This is a genomic window from Amycolatopsis sp. NPDC089917, assembly GCF_040684635.1.
Classification (GTDB): domain Bacteria; phylum Actinomycetota; class Actinomycetes; order Mycobacteriales; family Pseudonocardiaceae; genus Amycolatopsis.
Genome location: NZ_JBFBGL010000003.1, coordinates 220,239 through 236,242 on the forward strand (window position 1 = coordinate 220,239; position 16,004 = coordinate 236,242).

At 69.4% G+C, this 16,004-nt stretch carries 10 protein-coding genes; 5 read left to right on the forward strand and 5 right to left on the reverse strand.

All coding sequences use genetic code 11. From position 1 onward, the window contains the following. Positions 1 to 60 precede the first annotated feature (60 nt). Positions 61 to 1,380, forward strand: a complete 1,320-nt coding sequence (locus tag AB0N89_RS04405; RefSeq protein ID WP_364200081.1) for a wax ester/triacylglycerol synthase family O-acyltransferase — start codon at positions 61 to 63, stop codon at positions 1,378 to 1,380. Positions 1,381 to 1,789: 409 nt separating this feature from the next. On the opposite strand, the gene AB0N89_RS04410 is transcribed toward AB0N89_RS04405, so the two are convergent. Next, positions 1,790 to 3,181 carry a class II 3-deoxy-7-phosphoheptulonate synthase gene (locus AB0N89_RS04410; protein WP_364200083.1) on the reverse strand — a complete coding sequence of 464 codons (1,392 nt, stop codon included), beginning with the start codon at positions 3,179 to 3,181 and terminating at the stop codon, positions 1,790 to 1,792. Between the two features lie 79 nt (positions 3,182 to 3,260). Further along, the gene (locus AB0N89_RS04415; protein ID WP_364200085.1) at positions 3,261 to 4,193 is read right to left on the reverse strand and encodes a peptidase; all 933 of its coding nucleotides are present in this window, start codon (positions 4,191 to 4,193) and stop codon (positions 3,261 to 3,263) included. A 202-nt stretch (positions 4,194 to 4,395) separates the two neighbouring features. Here AB0N89_RS04415 and AB0N89_RS04420 point away from each other — a divergent pair, with 202 nt between their 5' ends. Next, positions 4,396 to 4,800 (forward strand): hypothetical protein, encoded by a 405-nt coding sequence (locus AB0N89_RS04420; protein ID WP_364200086.1) that lies wholly within the window; start codon positions 4,396 to 4,398, stop codon positions 4,798 to 4,800. An 81-nt stretch (positions 4,801 to 4,881) separates the two neighbouring features. Here the strand turns inward: AB0N89_RS04420 and AB0N89_RS04425 are convergent, their stop codons facing one another. Continuing rightward, positions 4,882 to 6,390 carry a glutamate synthase subunit beta gene (locus AB0N89_RS04425; RefSeq protein ID WP_364200088.1) on the reverse strand — a complete coding sequence of 503 codons (1,509 nt, stop codon included), beginning with the start codon at positions 6,388 to 6,390 and terminating at the stop codon, positions 4,882 to 4,884. Continuing rightward, positions 6,383 to 10,951, reverse strand: coding sequence for a glutamate synthase large subunit (gltB, locus tag AB0N89_RS04430; RefSeq protein WP_364200090.1), 4,569 nt, complete (start codon positions 10,949 to 10,951; stop codon positions 6,383 to 6,385). Before gltB ends, AB0N89_RS04425 begins: the two co-directional genes overlap by 8 nt. A gap of 378 nt (positions 10,952 to 11,329) precedes the next feature. On the opposite strand from gltB, the gene AB0N89_RS04435 reads away from it, so the two are divergent. Genes AB0N89_RS04435 through AB0N89_RS04445 form a run of 3 tightly spaced genes read left to right on the forward strand, consistent with a single transcriptional unit; the run spans position 11,330 to position 14,735 of the window. Continuing rightward, positions 11,330 to 12,832 (forward strand): hypothetical protein, encoded by a 1,503-nt coding sequence (locus tag AB0N89_RS04435; protein ID WP_364200092.1) that lies wholly within the window; start codon positions 11,330 to 11,332, stop codon positions 12,830 to 12,832. A 40-nt stretch (positions 12,833 to 12,872) separates the two neighbouring features. Further along, entirely contained in the window at positions 12,873 to 13,658 is a 786-nt protein-coding gene (locus tag AB0N89_RS04440) for an SDR family oxidoreductase (RefSeq protein ID WP_364200094.1), read from the forward strand. Positions 13,659 to 13,670: 12 nt separating this feature from the next. After that, positions 13,671 to 14,735, forward strand: a complete 1,065-nt coding sequence (locus AB0N89_RS04445; protein WP_364200096.1) for a diacylglycerol kinase — start codon at positions 13,671 to 13,673, stop codon at positions 14,733 to 14,735. Between the two features lie 181 nt (positions 14,736 to 14,916). Here AB0N89_RS04445 and lgt read toward each other — a convergent pair whose 3' ends face one another. After that, on the reverse strand, positions 14,917 to 15,978 hold the full coding sequence (lgt, locus tag AB0N89_RS04450) for a prolipoprotein diacylglyceryl transferase (protein ID WP_364200098.1): 1,062 nt from the start codon (positions 15,976 to 15,978) through the stop codon (positions 14,917 to 14,919). Positions 15,979 to 16,004: the final 26 nt, after the last annotated feature.

The following is a 16,004-nucleotide window of genomic DNA, read 5'->3' on the forward strand; positions in this document are numbered from 1 at the left end:
CCGCCCGTCATGTCAGGCTGGTGCAGTTGTGCCCCTAGCCGGAGCGTCAAGGAAAGGCAGATGATGTCAGGCCTGCAGCTGAGCGCACTCGATGTCGCTTTCCTTTGCATGGAAAGCGAAACGACGCCCATGCACATGGGCGCGGTGGTCACCTTCCGCCCGCACGGGCAGGTGCACGCGCGCAAGCTGACCGCGCTGCTCGCCGAACGGGCCGCGCTGCTCCCGAAGCTGCGTCAGCGCCCTCGCACCGCGCTGTTCCCGCCAGGCGCCGCCATCTGGGCCGAGGACCCGGATTTCGTTGCCAGTGAACATATTTCACATCACCACCTGAGCTCCCTGTACGAACCGGACCCACTCTCCGCCTACGCGTCGCGGTGGATGGGACGGCCGCTCGACACCGGAAAACCCTTGTGGGACTTGCATCTCGTCACCGGCCTCCCGGACGGCGAGTACGCGTTGCTGCTGAAACTGCACCACGCGCTCACCGACGGGGCGGGTGCGTACGCCGTCGCCGTGGGTCTGCTCGACGGACTCCCGAGGGCGACGAAGCGCGCGCACAGCGGCACCGAACCGCCGGCCCCACGCTCCCCTGTGGACGCTGTCAAGGACGCGCTCGGCACCACCCTGGCCCAGGCCGGGGAATCGGCCGGGATCGCCTCGTCCGTCGTCCGCGCGACCCGTTCGCCGCTGTCCCCGATCAGCGCCCCGCCGTCGACCGAACGACGGCTCGGTTTCGTCCGGCTGGACACCGGTGAGATCCGGCGGATCCGCCGGGCCCACGGCGGTACCGCCAACGATGTCGTCCTGGCGATCCTCAGCGGCGCGCTGCGCGAGTGGATGATCAACCGCGGCCAGCGCGCCGACGACCGGACGCTGCGCGCGCTCATCCCGGTCAGCGTGCGCGGGCGGGCCGCCGAGCAGCTCGGCGGCAACAAGCTGTCCGGGTACCTCTGCGATCTGCCGGTCGGCCTCGACGATCCGGTGGACCGGCTGCTGGCCGTCCAGCGCGAGATGAGCCGGAACAAGGCCGCCGGCCCCGCCCGGGGCCCCGGCGCGTTCCCGCTGCTCGCCGACCGGATGCCGCCGATGCTGCACCGGCTGAGCAGCAAGGCGGCCGGGCTGGCCGCGCCGCTGCTGTTCGACCTCGTGGTGACGACAGTCCCGGTGCCGCCGAACCGGCTCAGCCTCGACGGGACGAAGATCGAAGGCGTGTACCCGTTCGTGCCGCTGGCGCCGAGGCAGGCGATCGGGATCGCGGTGGCGACCTACCGTGACTCCGTCCATATCGGACTTCAGGCGAACGGCGCGGCGGTTTCGGACGTGGGTTCGCTGCGGGACGGCGTGCTCAAGTCGGCTTCGCGCCTGCTGGACACCGCTTAGTCCCCGGTCATAGCGCGCGTAAGGGCCTTTCACGTACATGGGGCCGAGTGCTGAAGTGATGCGTCGCGAAAGCCACTTTCGAGACGTCCGGCGTCCCGAAAGTGGCTTTCGCGACGCCTTGGGTCTGGGCATCGGCGAGCGCAGGCACTCGAAGGCAAATGTGACGGATCAAGTGAGGTGAAGGGCTCTTTCCTCGCGTCGCATGCGGGGAAAGAGCCCTTCACCTCGCGGCTGCTGGTTTAGGGGCGCCGTGGGTGCGGATGCGAGGTGGGGTGGGCTTGTGTGACTGGTGGGGCGGGTGAGGTGCCGGTCGGGGTGCTCTGGTGGGTCGACGGCGTCCCGAAAGTGGCTTTCGCAACCTCCCGAGCCCGGCCGAAGGCTTGCCCAGACACAGTGAAGAAGAACCCGCTCAGCCGCGCAGCATCTCCGCGACCAGGAACGCCAGCTCCAGCGACTGCTGCGTGTTCAGGCGCGGGTCGCAAGCGGTCTCGTACCGGCCCGAAAGATCCAGGTCCGAGATCTCTTGCGCGCCGCCGAGGCATTCGGTGACGTCCTCGCCGGTGAGCTCGACGTGGATGCCGCCCGGGTAGGTGCCGAGTTTGCGGTGCACCTCGAAGAAGCCCTGGACCTCGTCCACGATCCGGTCGAAGTGCCGGGTCTTGTACCCGGTCGACGCCTCGTGGGTGTTGCCGTGCATCGGGTCGCACTGCCAGATGACCTTGTGCCCGGACGCTTCGACCTTCTCGACGATCGCGGGCAGCACCTCGCGGACCTTGCCGTTGCCCATCCGGGCGATCAGCGTCAGGCGGCCGGGCTCGTTGCGCGGGTCGAGCCGCCGGACGTACTCGACGGCCTGCTCGGGCGTGGTCGTCGGGCCGATCTTGAGGCCGATCGGGTTGGCCAGCAGTTCCGCGAAGGCGATGTGCGCGCCGTCGAGCTGCCGGGTCCGCTCGCCCACCCACAGGAAGTGCGAGGACAGGTTGTACAGCTTGGGGTTCGCCGCGTCCGCGCGGTCCATCCGCAGCATGGAGCGCTCGTAGTCCAGCAGCAGCGCCTCGTGGCTGGCGAAGATCTCGGTGGACTGGAGCGAGGTGTCGGTGACGCCGCAGGCCGACATGAACCGCAGGCCACGGTCGATCTCCGAGGCCAGCGCCTCGTAGCGCTCGCTGGCGGGCGAAGACTTCACGAAGTCCTTGTTCCAGTCGTGCACCTGGTGCAGGTCCGCCATACCCGCGCCGGTGAGCGCGCGGACGAGGTTCATCGCGGCGCCCGCGTTGGCGTAGGCGCGGATCATCCGGCCGGGGTCGGGCACACGGAGTTCGGGCTTGGCGACGAGCGAGTTGATGATGTCGCCGCGGTACACCGGCAGGCCGAGCGCGTCGGTGGACGCCGAACGCGGCTTCGCGTACTGGCCCGCGATCCGGCCGACCTTCACCACCGGCAGGCTCGCGCCGTAGGTGAGGACGACGGCCATCTGGAGCAGGGTGCGCAGGTTCGCGCGGATGTGCGGTTCGGTGTTCGACTCGAACGTCTCCGCGCAGTCCCCGCCCTGCAGCAGGAACGCCTCGCCGCGGGCGACCATGGCGAGCCTGTCGGAGAGCCGGTCGATCTCGGCGGGGACGGTGATCGGCGGCACGCTTTCCAGCACGCCGCGGACGCGTTTCGTCAGCTCCGCGTCCGGCCACTCGGGCTGCTGCGCGGCAGGCCGGGAAAGCGCGTCGTCGAGCCTGTCTCGCAGCCCGGGGGGCAGAGGGGGCAGTTCGGGGAGCGTGTCGACGGGAACGTCCACTGTCCAGTTCACGGGCACCAGGATATGCCCGGCCGAAAGCCGCCCGCCCACCGGGACGAAAGTCCCAAAAGGTGGACGGGCGGCGAGCTGATCAGGCGGCCTGCGCCTTGTCGTAGAGATTCTGCGCGTCCGTGCCGAAGTACGGTCCGAACATGTAACCCGGCAGGAAGTTGTAGCCGAAGCTGTTCACCGAGGCCTGGACGCCCGCACCGGTCGCCTCGCTGAAGTTGAGGAACCACGGGCCGCCGCTCGAACCACCGGTCATGTCGCAGCTCATCCCGTGGTCCTTGGTGAGCAGGAAGTCGGTGAACGTGCTGCCGCTGCAGTAGATCAGCTTCGTGCCGTCGTACGGCGCCGCCGCCGGGTACCCGAACGTGTACATCGACTGGTTGCGCGCCTGGTTGAACGCGATCCCCTGCGCGCCGACGACGTCGGTCAGCTTCTGCCCGTTGAGCGGGTTGACCACGGCCGCGCCGACGTCGTAGTTCATGTCTTCGCTCGCTTCCCACTGCGGAGTGGTCAGCGTGCTCTTCGCGGCCCAGGTGCCGTAGGGGGTTTTGCCGTTGTCATAGCCCGGCGCGAAGGTCCAGTTCGTGTGCCACGCGCCTTGGTACTTCACGCAGTGCCCGGCCGTGATCACGACGCTGCCGTTCGCACTGGTGACCGCGTCACCCGAGCAAGACGCGTTCCGCCCGCCCATGGTGAAGAACACGCGGCCTGCGGTCTGCACGACCTTGCCCGCGCCCGTCCACGCGCCGCCGCCGTTGGGCATGCTTTGGATGATCGTGCTCTTGCCCTTCGCGACATCTTTCGGCGTGAAGGCGGGCGCGCTGACCAGCTGTTCGATCGGCACCGCCGACCGCATCCGCTCCGGTGTCCAGTAGGCCGAGACGGCCTGCGCGTCGACCGCCGCCCGATGGTGGGCGGGCGCGGCCTGCGCCGGACTCGCGACCGCGGTCAGCGCCGTCACCGCCAGTCCCGTGAGCGCCGCCAGGATCCCCGTCCGGAAAGCCGTCCTCTTCATGGCGTACCACCTTTCGCCACCGGTGAATTGCCGTATGACTTGCACGACATTTCGAAAGTATTTGTCCTGCTACCGTGCGTACAAGCGGCCGTTCGGCCGCATCCGTGGCCGGGTATGGGCCGTTCGGCCGAACACGACGCCGATCCCGTCCGGGCGTCCGCCTCGCCACCCGGAACGGTTAGCCTTGCTTGTGGGGATATCCGTGAACGGCTTCGCCCGGCTGGGCACGTATGTCATGGCTCCGGCCGCCTGGGCACTTCTGACACCGATCGCGGTCGTCTTCGGCGATACCAGCGGACTGGTCTGGCCGGCGCTTTTCGCGCTGATCGGGTCGGCGCTCGTGACCGTCGCCGTCAGGGCGGTGATCAAGTACGGATTCGACTTCGAAATCTCGCTGTATACGTCACCGGAATCGGCCGCGGTCACCGTGCTGACCCTCATCCTCGGACCGGTGATGCTGCTCGGCGGGCTGCTGGTGGCCTGGGTGTTCTGGGCGCGCGTCAAACTGGGCGAGGACACCTTCGCCGAAGCCTCTGCCGGGGTCTTGGTGGGGATCCTGGTCGGCGGTCTCGGCTGGATCGGCTTCGTCGCCCTCCTGTTCGCCTGATCAAGCTCCCGAGTGTCATGAGGGGTCCCCATGGGACGAAAAACGTCTCATGGGGACCCCTCATGACATCTCTACGGGGGCTCAGATCACCGCGAGCGGAAGCGCCGTCGGGTGCACAGGGGCCGGAAGGTCCGAAGCACCGGTGAGGTAGGCGTCCACCGCGCTCGCCACCGAACGTCCCTCGGCGATCGCCCACACCACCAGCGAAGCACCGCGGTGCGCGTCGCCGCAGACGAACACGCCGGGCGATTCGGTCTGCCAGTCCGATCCGCACGAAAGCGTGCCGCGCCGGGTCAGCGAAAGCCCGAGCCCGTCCAGCAGCGGCATGTGCTCGACTCCCTCGAACCCGATCGCGAGCAGCACGAGGTCGGCGGGCAGTTCCTCGACCTCGTCGTTGACCGGCGTCACCATGCGCTTGCCGGTCTCCGGGTCCTTGACCACGCGGACCTGCCGGAGCTCGACGGCGCGCACGTTCCCGTCGTCGTCGCCGACGAACCGGGTGACCGCGACGGCGAACTTGCGCTCGCCCGCCTCCTCGTGCGCCGGGTAGGTGCGCAGGATGTACGGCCAGGTCGGCCACGGCGAACGGTCGTCGTCCCTTGTGGACGGTGGCGTCGGGTACTGGTCCAGCTGCGTCACCGAAAGCGCGCCCTGCCGGGTCGCTGTGCCGTAGGAGTCGGCGCCGGTGTCACCGCCGCCGATGATGACGACGTGCTTGCCCGCCGCGTCGATCGGCGACGGGCCGTCGCCCTCGACGTACTTGTTGGCCGGAACCAGATGTTCCATCGCCAGGTGGATCCCGGTCAGCTCGCGGCCGGGCGTGGTCTTGTCGTCGCGGCCGCGCAGCGCGCCCACGGCGAGCACGACGGCGTCGTGACCGGCCCGCAGTTCCTCGACGGTCAGATCGACGCCGACCTCGCAGCCGGTGACGAACTTCGTGCCCTCCTTGCGGAGTTGCGCGAGCCGCCGGTCGAGGACCTTCTTCTCCATCTTGAACTCGGGGATGCCGTACCGCAGCAGGCCGCCGAGCCGGTCGTCCCGCTCGTAGACGGTCACCTCGTGGCCGGCGCGGGTCAGCTGCTGCGCGGCGGCGAGCCCGGCCGGGCCGGAGCCGACGACCGCGACCCGCTGGCCCGAGGACACCGCCGAGACCTGCGGCTGCACGTAGCCCGCTTCCCAGGACTGGTCGGCGATCGTCTGCTCGACCCGCTTGATCGACACCGGACCGCCGGACAGCGGCGAGATCGACAGGACACAGCCCGCCTCGCAGGGCGCGGGACACAGCTTCCCGGTGAATTCGGGGAAGTTGTTGGTCGCGTGGAGCCGGTCGCTCGCCGCGGCCCAGTCGCCGCGGCGCACCAGATCGTTCCACTCCGGGATCAGGTTGCCCAGCGGGCAGCCGGAACCACCGGAATGGCAGAACGGGATACCGCAGTCCATGCACCGCGAAGCCTGCTCGCGCACCTTTTCGTTGCGCTCGCCCGGTTCCACGTCGGCGTACACCTCGCCCCACGTGGCGAGCCGGTCCTCTTTGGACTTCTTCTTCGGTTCTTCGCGTCCGTACTTCAGGAAACCCGTCGGATCAGCCACGAGCGGCCTCCATGATCGCTTCGTCGACGTCGCGGCCCGCGGCGCGCGCCGCCTTCGCCGCGTCAAGGACACGCTGGTAGTCGCGGGGCATCACCTTGGTGAACGCCGCCGAGCGACGCGGCCAGTCGCCGAGCAGCGACGCGGCCACGGCCGAACGTGTGAGGTCGTAGTGCTTCTGCACGGTCTTCTTGAGCCAGGCGAGGTCCTCCGAGGACGGTGCCTGAAGGTTCACCATCTCTTCGTTGACCTTGCCGCGGTCGAGGTCGAGCACGTAGGCCTCGCCACCCGACATGCCCGCCGCGAGGTTGCGCCCGGTCGGGCCGAGCACCACGGCCTGGCCGCCGGTCATGTACTCGAAGGCGTGATCGCCGACGCCCTCGGCGACGACCACCGCGCCCGAGTTGCGCACGCAGAAACGTTCGCCGACCTGGCCGCGCAGGAACATCTCGCCGCCGGTGGCCCCGTAGGCGAGGGTGTTCCCGGCGATGGTCTGGCCTTCCGCCGCGAACTTCGCGTCCGGATGCGGGCGCACGACGATCCGACCGCCCGAGAGGCCCTTGCCGACGTAGTCGTTCGCGTCGCCGACCATGTCGAGCGTGATGCCGCGCGGCAGGAACGCGCCGAGCGACTGCCCGGCGGAACCGGTCAGCAGCACGTGGATCGTGTCCTCGGGCAGGCCCTCACCGCCGTAGCGGCGGGTGATCTCGGAACCGAGCAGCGTGCCGACGGTCCGGTTCACGTTCCGCACCGGCAGTTCCAGCCGGACCGGGTGCGCGTCCTCCAGCGCCGCCTCGGCGAGCTGGATCAGCGTCCGGTCGAGCGCGTGCTCCAGGCCGTGGTCCTGGGTGCGCGTGCGCCGCTTCGCCCCGCCGTACGGGGTTTCGGCGGGCATCTCGAAGATCGGCGCGAGGTCGAGGCCGGAGGCCTTCCAGTGCTCGACGGCGTCGTCGGTGTTCAGCACCTCGGCGTGCCCGATGGCCTCGTCGAGGGTGCGGAAACCGAGCAGTGCCAACGTTTCCCGGACCTCTTCGGCGACGAACCGGAAGTAGTTGACGACGTGGTCGGCCTGGCCGGTGTACCGCTTGCGCAGATCGGGGCTCTGGGTCGCGACGCCGACCGGGCAGGTGTCGAGGTGGCAGACGCGCATCATGACGCAGCCTTCGACGATCAGCGGCGCCGTCGCGAAGCCGTACTCCTCCGCGCCGAGCAGCGCGGCGATGACGACGTCCTTGCCGGTCTTCATCGCGCCGTCGACCTGCACGGTGATCCGGTCACGCAAACCGTTGAGCAGTAACGTCTGCTGCGTCTCGGCGAGACCGATCTCCCACGGTGTCCCCGCGTGCTTGAGCGAGTTCATCGGGGAGGCGCCGGTGCCGCCGTCGTGGCCGGAGATCAGCACGACGTCGGCGTGCGCCTTGGACACGCCCGCCGCGACCGTGCCGACGCCGAGCGAGGACACCAGCTTCACGTGGATGCGGGCGTTCTCGTTGGCGTTCTTGAGGTCGTGGATCAGCTGGGCGAGATCCTCGATCGAGTAGATGTCGTGGTGCGGGGGCGGCGAAATGAGCCCGACGCCCGGCGTGGAGTGCCGCGTGCGCGCGATCCACGGGTACACCTTGTTCGGTGGCAGTTGCCCGCCTTCACCCGGCTTCGCGCCCTGCGCCATCTTGATCTGGATGTCGTCGGCGTTGACCAGGTACTCGCTCGTGACGCCGAACCGGCCGCTCGCGACCTGCTTGATCGCGCTGCGCCGCGTCGGGTCGTAGAGGCGTTCGGGGTCTTCCCCGCCTTCACCGGTGTTGGACCGGCCGCCGATGCGGTTCATCGCGATGGCGAGGGTTTCGTGCGCTTCGGCCGAAATCGAGCCGTAGGACATCGCGCCGGTGTTGAAGCGCTTGAAGATCGCCTCGACGGGTTCGACCTCGTCCAGCGGGACGGGTTCGCGGGTGCCCGCGCGGAAGGAGAACAGCCCGCGCAGCGCGCCGCCCTGGCGGTACAGGCGGTGCACCTCGTCGGAGTACTTCTTGTACACCTCTTCCCGGCCGGTCTTCGTCGCGTGCTGCAACAGGAAGACGGTCTCCGGGGTGAACAGGTGCAGCTCGCCCTCGCGGCGGTAGGCGTACTCACCGCCGGTCTCCAGACCGCGGTGGACGCGGTCTGTCGGGTTGTCCGGGTACGCGCGGCGGTGGCGCGTGGCGACCTCTTCGGCGAGCACGCTCAGGCCGACGCCGCCGAGCTTCGACGACGTCCCGGTGAAGTACTCGTCGAGCAGATCCTGGCTCAGCCCGAAGGACTCGAAGACCTGCGCCGCGGTGTACGCGCCGACGGTCGAGATGCCCATCTTCGACATGATCTTCAGGACGCCCTTCACGAGCGCCTTGACGTAGTTGCGGACCGCCGCGGCGGGCTCGATCCCGGTGACCGCGCCGGTCGAGATCATGTCCTCGATGGTCTCGAAGGCCAGGTACGGGTTCACCGCCGCGGCGCCGTAGCCGAGCAGCAGCGCGACGTGGTGGACCTCGCGGGCGTCACCGGTCTCGACGACCAGCGCGACGCGGAGCCTTTCCTTGGTGCGCACCAGATGGTGGTGCACCGAGGACACCAGCAGCAGCGACGGGATCGGCGCCATGCGGTGATCGGAGTCGCGGTCGGACAGCACGAGCGTGCGCGCGCCCGCCGCGATCGCCTCGGAGGCTTCGCGCCGGACCCGTTCGATCGCAGCGGCCAGCGCTTCGGCGCCACCGTCCACTTCGTACAGTCCGGAAAGGACACTGCAGGCGAAGCCGGGAAGGTCGCCGTCGTCGTTGATGTGGATCAGCTTGGCGAGTTCGTCGTTGTCGATCACCGGATACGGCAGCTGCACGTGACGGCAGGAGGCCGGGCCGGGGGCGAGCAGATTCCGCTCGGGGCCCATGATGCGGCTCATCGAGGTGACGAGCTCTTCGCGGATCGCGTCCAGCGGCGGGTTGGTGACCTGCGCGAAGTTCTGCTTGAAGTAGTCGTAGAGCAGCCGGGAACGCTGCGACAGCACGGCGGGCGGGGTGTCCGAGCCCATGGAGCCGATCGGCTCCATGCCCTTGGCCACCATCGGCGCGAGCAGGATCTTCAGCTCTTCTTCGGTGTAGCCGAAGGAAAGCTGGCGCCGCAGCACGGAATCGTGGCTCTGCACGATGTGGTCGCGGTCCGGGAGGTCGGCGAGCTGGAGGAGACCGGCGTGCAGCCAGCCCTCGTACGGGAGTTCCTTGGCCAGCTCCGACTTGACCTCTTCGTCGTCGACGATCCGGCCGGCTTCGGTGTCCACCAGGAACATCCGGCCGGGCTTGAGGCGACCCTTGGCCACGACGTCCGCGGGGGCGACGTCGAGGACGCCGGCCTCGCTGGCCAGCACGACCCGGTCGTCGGCGGTGCGCCACCAGCGGGCGGGGCGCAGGCCGTTGCGGTCCAGCACCGCGCCGACGAGCGTGCCGTCGGTGAAGGTGACACAGGCCGGGCCGTCCCACGGCTCCATGAGGCTCGCGTGGAACTGGTAGAACGCACGACGCTGTGCGTCCATCCCGGCGTGGTTCTCCCACGCTTCGGGGATCATCATCAGCACCGCGTGCGGCAGCGACCGCCCGCCGAGGTGCAGCAGCTCCAGCACCTCGTCGAAGGAGGCGGAGTCCGACGCGTCGGCCGAGCAGATCGGATACAGCCGGGTGAGGTCGCCGGGGACGAGGTCCGATTCGAGCAGCGCCTCACGGGCGCGCATGCGGTTGCGGTTGCCCCGGATGGTGTTGATCTCGCCGTTGTGCGCGACGAACCGGAACGGATGCGCCAGCGGCCACGACGGGAAGGTGTTGGTGGAGAACCGGGAGTGCACGAGCGCGATGGCGCTGGCGAGCCGGGTGTCGGTCAGGTCGGTGAAGAAGAGCGGAAGCTGTTCGGGGGTCAGCATTCCCTTGTAGACGATGGTCCGCGAGGACAGCGACGGGAAGTAGGTGCCACAGCCCGCTGTCACGCTCTCGTTCTCGACACGCTTGCGGAGACAGAAGGCCAGGCGGTCGAGTTCGAGCCCGCCGGGACGTCGCCCGTCGCCTTCCGCGCCCGCGACGAACAGCATCGCGAAATGCGGCATCACCGAACGCGCCGTCGGGCCGATGTCGGCGCGGTCGGCGTCGACCGGGACCTCACGCCAGCCGAGGACGTCGAGCCCCTCTTCGCCCGCGATCCGCTCGATCAGGGCGATGGCCTTGGTCCGCTCCTCACCGTCCGAGGGCAGGAAACCGATGCCGGTCGCGTAGGTCTGGTGGCCGTCGGCGTCCGCCTCGGGCAGTGTGAAGTCCACTTCGGCCCGCAGCAGCTCGTCGGGGAGCTGCACCAGGATGCCCGCGCCGTCACCGCTGGTCGGCTCGGCACCGGCGGCGCCGCGGTGGTCGAGGTTCGTCAGCGCGGACAGACCGTCGGTGACGATGCCGTGCGAGCGCCGCCCGCGGACGTCGGCCACCATGGCCACACCGCAGGAGTCCTGTTCGGATTCAGGATCGTAAAGACCCTGTTTGCCTGGAATGGCGGAGAAGATCATGAAGGGACCTCCTTCGTCGTCGTGCTCAGCGGCCGGACGGGCCGGCCGGGGGAATGCGCACGGGACGACGATGGCCCGTTCGTTAGCGCGACTTTAACACCTGTGAAACACGTCGGCATCAGTTCGGAGGGCGCGAAAGCGCGCCGATGGGTAACGATCTGGATGCCCGGAACGACAGAGTTCCTGATGGGGTCGCGATAGTTCGTTCCGCTAAGTATATGTCTTGTACCGGGATGTCACGAGACACGGTGAGGCGACACTGGTCACTCCGGACGCCCACGGATACTACTCCGTCCGGCCCCATTCGATACTTCACGGCAACCTGACACGCCCCGGGATCGACAATCCAGTGAAACCATCACTTCACCTGGGGGCTCGATGATCAGCTTCGTCCGAAGATCCGCCATGCTCGGAGCCGCCGTCGTGGCGTTTTCCGCGCTGCCGGCGGCCACGCCCGCGCTGGCGACGTCGGAGACCGCCGCCTCCGCTCCCGGTGTCCACAGTGACGTGTCCGCCCCGGCGAAGACGTTCACCGGCAACGGGAAGGACGTCCCGGTCGGCGCCTGGACGGACCGCGGGTTCCACGCGTCGAAGGCGTACTTCACCTTCGACCTGCGCCCGTACCGCGGCGCCACGATCGGCTACGCGGAGGCCTACGCGACCGAGACCGCGGCGAACAACTGCGCCAAACCGCGAGCGACCGAACTGTGGGTCACCGACGAGGCGACGGCGCCGACCTGGCTGCGTCAGCCGAAGGAGCGAGCCAAGCTCCCCGGCCCGGGCGCCCTGGGCGACTGCCTGTGGAACCGCGTCGAATGGGACGCCACGCGGGCGATCACGGACGCGCTCGCGGCGGGCAAGGATTCGGTGTCCTTCGTGCTGCGCATGCCGGACAACCGCCAGTTCGATCCGGCCTACGGCAGGCGCGTCGAGAACCGCCTGCACCTGTACCTCGACTACAACCGGCCTCCGGCCGTCCCGACCGATCTGCGCGTCGGCCTCAAGCCCTGCGGCGCGGATCCGGTGTACACGGCGGACGACCCCGTCGAGGTCACCGGCCTGATCCGCGATCCCGACCAGTCCTCGGTCTCCGGCCGCGTGACGGTCTGGCCCGCGGGCGAACCCGCGAACCGGCGGGAAGTGGGCCCCGATTCCGCGACCCCTTCGCCGCACGGCGCCCGGCTCGCGCTCCCGGCCGACTTCATCACCGAAGGGCGCGTCTACCAGTGGACGATGCAGGGCGTCGACGGCGCCCTGACCGGACCCGCCGGCGCGCCGTGCTCGTTCGTCGTCGACCGGGTGCGCCCGGTGACCGAGCCCGTGGTGACGTCGGCGGACTACCCACCCGGCGGTGAACGCCATGGCGCCGTGGGCATCCCGGGCACTTTCACCATCGACGCCAAGGGCGATCAGGACATCGTCGGGTTCAGCACCAGCAGTGGCTACGTGGCCGCGGATCGCCCTGGTGGCGTCGCGACCGCCCGATACGCGCCGAAGCGGGAGTTCGACACCTTCAGCGCGTGGGGCGTCGACAAGGCGGGCAACATCGGGCCCGCGGGGTCATACGGCATCGTGGCCACACCATCGCAGCCTGGCGTCACCTTCGACGCCCAGGAGGTCGCGGTGGGCAAGCCGCTGCGGCTCGACTTCACCCCGGGCGCGATGCCCGGCGTCGTCGAGTACGTCTACGACTTCGGCTGGACCGGCGAGGTCGTGGTCCCGGCCGGGCCGGACGGCAAGGCGACGACGACGGTGATCCCGAGAGAGCCGTGGACCTATCTGGTCGTTTCGGGCCGCACCCGCGAAGGCTGGACCTCCGAACGCTGGGAAGGACCGGTGGAGGAGAAGACCGCCCCGGCCGTCACCACACGTTCTCCGTGAACAGCCGGCCAGCCCACTAGAACGTGTTACAGTTCCGCGCATGATCCTGGACCGTTTCCGGCTCACCGACCAGGTCGCCGTGGTCACCGGCGCCGGACGCGGGATCGGCGCGGCGACGGCCGTGGCGCTCGCCGAGGCCGGCGCCGACGTGGTGATCTCGTCGCGCACCGAAGCCCAGCTCACCGAGGTGGCGGCTCGGATCGCCGCCACCGGCAGGCGCGCCCACGTGGTCCCCGCCGATCTGAGCGACCCGGCCGCCGCCGGGGAGCTGGCGCGGATCGCGACCGCGGAGTTCGGACGGCTGGACCTGGTGGTCAACAACATCGGCGGCACCTATCCCCGGCCGTTGCTGGAAACCAGCGGTGAATTCCTCGAAGAAGCCTTTCGCTTCAACGTCTCCACCGCGCACGCGCTGACCGTCGCGGCGGCACCGTCCTTAGTGGAGACGGGTGGGTCGGTCGTCAACATCTCGTCGGTCATGGGCCGCGTGGCGGGCCGGGGTTTCGCCGCGTACGGGACGGCGAAGGCCGCGCTGGCGCACTACACCCGGCTCGCGGCGGCCGATCTCGCGCCGAAGGTGCGCGTGAACGCGATCTCGGTCGGCTCGGTGGCGACGTCCGCGCTCGAAGTGGTGGTGGGCAACGACGAGCTGCGAGGCCGCATGGAGGCCGCCACCCCGCTGGGCCGGATCGGCGAGGCCGAGGACATCGCGGCCACCGTCGTTTTCCTGGCGTCGGGCGCGGGCCGGTACGTCACCGGCAAGATCATCGAAGTCGACGGTGGACTGCAGGCCCCGAACCTCGAACTGGGCCTGCCCGATCTGTAGGAGGCGAACGCCGTGCGCGTGGTCCAGTGGAGTACCGGGAACGTCGGCCGTCACGCGCTGGCCGGGATAGCCGCGCGCCCCGATCTCGACCTCGCCGGGGTCTGGGTTTCGAGTGAGGCCAAGGCGGGGAAGGACGCCGGGGAGCTGGCCGGGCTGGGCCGCCAGCTCGGGGTCTCCGCGACGACCGACGCGGACGCGCTCATCGCGCTGAAGCCGGATTGCGTGCTCTACACGGCGATGGCCGACGACCGGCTCGTCGAAGCCGTCGAGGACCTGAAACGGTTCCTGCGCGCCGGTATCAACGTGGTGTCCAGCAGTCCGGTGTTCCTCCAGTACCCCGAAGGCGTGGTCCCGCCGGAGATGATCGAGCCGATCCGCGAGGCCGCCCGCGAAGGCGGTGCTTCGCTGTGGGTCAACGGCATCGACCCCGGCTTCGCGAACGACTGGCTGCCGCTGGTGCTCACCGGCGTGTGCGAACGGATCGACGAGGTCCGGTGCATGGAGATCCTCGACTATTCGACGTACGACCAGGGCAAGGTCCTGTTCGAGATCATGGGCTTCGGCCGGGAGATGGACGACCTTCCGCTGCTGTTGCAGCCCGGGGTCCTCTCACTGGCCTGGGGCAGCGTCGTGCGGCAGCTCGCGGCCGGGCTGGACGTCGAACTCGACTCCGTCGAAGAGGTCTACGAACGGCTTCCGGCTCCGGAGACCTTCGAGATCGCCTCCGGGACGATCAAGGAGGGTACGGCGGCGGCACTGCGGTTCGAGGTGCGCGGAATGCGCGGCGGGCGGGCGGTGTGCGTGCTGGAGCACGTCACGCGCCTGCGGGGCGACCTCGGCCCGGACTGGCCACAGCCGAGCGGGCAGGGCTGCTACCGCGTCAAGGTGACCGGGGAGCCCGACTACGAGCTGGACCTGCGCCTGGTCGGGACCGACGGCGACCACAACACGGCCGGGCTGAAGGCGACCGCGATGCGGCTGGTGAACGCGGTCCCGGCGGTGGTGGCGGCTCCGCCCGGGCTGCTGACCGCGCTGGACCTGCCTTTGGTGACGGGGCGGGGCCTGGTCTCTCCCTGAGGTACCGAGCGCCGGGTCAGTCGAGCGTGCTCCCACGGCGAACATGCGTGATTGAAGCCGGAACTCGCGTGACTGGAGCCCGCACCAGGTGTTCCGTGCCTGATCACGCGAGTTCCGTCTCTGATCACGCGAGATCCGGCCGGACACACACGTGATCCGGGTTCAAACACGCCACGGACGGCTACTTTTCGGCGTCGGGCTTCGGGTCCTCGGTCGCCTTGTCCGCGGCCGAGTCCCGCACGGTGTCCGGAGCCGCCGCGACCTCGGCGTGCGCCTCGTCCTTGGGCGAGTCCTCCGCGGCCCTCTCCCCCGATCCGGTCCCTTCGGCGGACTCGTCTTCCCGGGGGACGTCCTTGCTCCACAACGTTTCGGGCGCTTCCCGCGGCCCCCGCTTCGCGGCGAGGACGAAGTACACGACCGCCGCGGCGAACACCAGGATCGAGGTCCACACGTTCACCCGCAGGCCCAGGATGTGGTTCGCGGAGTCGGTCCGCATCATCTCGATCCAGAACCGGCCGGCGGTGTACCCGGCGACGTACAGCGCGAACACGCGGCCGTGACCGAGGCGGAACTTCTTGTCCGCCCAGATGACCACCAGCGCGACACCGAGGTTCCAGATCAGCTCGTAGAGGAACGTCGGGTGCACCGGGCTGTCCGCCAGCGGGATGTGCCCGATCGCGACGCCGTTCAGGAAGTCGTCCGGGTTGTCCACGTTGATGCGCTGGTAGATCTCCAGGCCCCACGGCAGGTCGGTGTGCGCGCCGTAGAGCTCCTGGTTGAAGTAGTTGCCGAGCCGCCCGATCGCCTGCGCGATCACGATCCCCGGCGCGAGCGCGTCCGCCATCGCGGGCAGCGGGATCCCCCGGCGGCGGCAGGCGATCAGCGCGCCGACGGCGCCGAGCGCGATCGCGCCCCAGATGCCGAGGCCGCCGTCCCAGATCTTCAGCGCGTTGAGCGGGTTCTTGCCCTCGCCGAAGTACAGCTGGTTGTCGGTGATCACGTGGTACAACCGCCCGCCGACCAGGCCGAACGGCACCGCGAAGACGGCGACGTCGATGACGGTGCCCTTCGTGCCGCCGCGGTTCACCCAGCGCCGCTCGCCCAGCCAGATCGCCACGATGATGCCGGCGATGATGCACAAGGCGTACGCCCGGATCGGGACCGGCCCGATATGCCAGACGCCCTGGTCGGGGCTGGGGATGGTCGCGAGGAACGCTGCCGAGGCGGTATTCACGGAGGCCACCGTAGCGCTTCATCCACTTCTGGGGA